Annotated in this window: 1 protein-coding gene; it reads right to left on the bottom strand. The window is 70.1% G+C overall.

Going from position 1 to position 1728, the window contains the following annotated elements:
* The coding region (locus AC5RUJ_RS15775; RefSeq protein WP_494156187.1) for a 3'-5' exonuclease at positions 1-1728 on the bottom strand (1728 nt) is incomplete at both ends.

Raw genomic sequence — 1728 nt, 5'->3', positions numbered from 1 at the left:
AGGCCCGCAGCACCGCCGCCTCCAGCTCCGCCTCGCCGGCCAGGCCGTGCGGGCGCACCAGTTTGTCCTGCCCGACGTAGTAAAAGGCGGCCTTGACGCGGTCCAATTCGATGCCGCGCAGGCGTGCCCACGCCAGCCGATAGACGGCCAGCTGCACCGACTTCACCGACAATTGCCGGCCCGTCGGCGCGGTTCCGGTCTTCCAGTCGATCAGGTCCCAGCTGCCGTCGGCGTCGCGGAACACGGCGTCGATGCGCCCGCGCACCACGACGCCGCCGACGCGGGTCTCGACGGGCACTTCGATGGCTGCCGGGACCCGGTTGGCCCATTCGGATGCCCTGAAGTTCTCGACCAGTCCGGCCAGCTCATAGGCCTCGTCGACGAAGGCGTCGGCCGCGTCCGGGTAGGCCTCGAGATCGAACATCCCCGTGGTGCCGAAGTATTCCTCGATCCAGCTGTGGAAGGCGGTACCCTTTCTGGCGGCCATGCCCGGCTTCCGGGGCACCGGGCGCCGCAGGCGCCGCGTGACTTCGTCCGGGTCGTCGGCCAGGTCCACCAGCAGCGACGCGGAGATGTGCGCCGGCAGCTCCACCTCGCCGGCGGTCGGTGCGGCATTGTGGCGTTCCAACAGCAGCCTGGCCTCATGGGCCCAGGTCGAGTCCGCGGCCGGCTGCCGGTCCTGTGCCAGCGACTCCAGCACGGCCTGCGCGGCCTGTTCCATGGCCGCCCGGCGGCCCGGACGCTGCCGCTGCGGGACACCGCTGCGGTAGACCCGCGGCCCTTCCAACGGGTCGAAGGGCCACATGGCTGTTTCCACTTCGGCCCGAAACGGATTCTCCGGCCCGAGTTCCTCGTCCGCTACCCATCGCCGCACCTGCACTGCCGTGGGTTCGTCCTGTGACATTGCGTGCAGTTCGGCCAGGAAGGCCGACACGGCCGTGGGCTTGACCTTGCTGCCGGTCCAGCCCGCGGAACTGCAGACCAGCAGGTGCTTGGCCCGGGTGTAGGCGACGTAGGCCAGCCGGCGCTCTTCGTCTTCACCGTGTGCCTGGACTTCCGACTTGTAGTCCGCTTCCGCGTTCAGCCAGGACAACTGGTCCGGCTGGTCGGTATCCCACTGGGGAAGGTCGGACCGGTCTCCGCGCAGCGGCCAGGGCAGGGCGGCGTGGCCGCTGCTCCACCGGTTGTCCGAGGAGGAGGGGAAGGCGCCGTCGTTGAGCCCGGGGACGAAGACTGCGTCCCATTCGAGCCCCTTGGAAGCGTGCACGGTCAGCAGCTGCACGGCATCGTGCCGCACGTCCACCTGCGCCATGTCCAGGCCTCCCTCTTCGGCGGCAGCCGCTTCCAGCCACGCCAAAAAGGCCAGCAGGTCCACGCGCTGCGACGTCTGCATGAACGCTGCCGCCGCGTCGTGGAAAGCATCAAGGTTGCGCCGCGCCTGGTGGATGCTCTGCCCGGGTTTGGAGGCAACCTCGATGTCCAGCAGCATGGTGCGTTCCACCTCGCCCAGCAACAGCGTCAGGTCGTCGCCGACGAAGCTGCGCAGGTAGCGGACCTCTTCCGCGAGGCGCCCCAGACGCTCCAGCGCGACGGGTGTCAGCGACCGCCCGTGGCGCGAGGTCCAGCCCGGCTTGGGCAGCCGGTCCAGCGCCTCGACCAGGGACGCGGCCTCGGCCAGGTCCTGTTCGACGACGGCCTCCCCCGCGGCCTCGTCCCGGTCCAGCTCGG

Source organism: Arthrobacter sp. Y3223164 (assembly GCF_059091005.1).
Note: the sequence above shows the minus strand (reverse complement) of the source record. Positions and strands in the feature narration are given on the sequence as shown.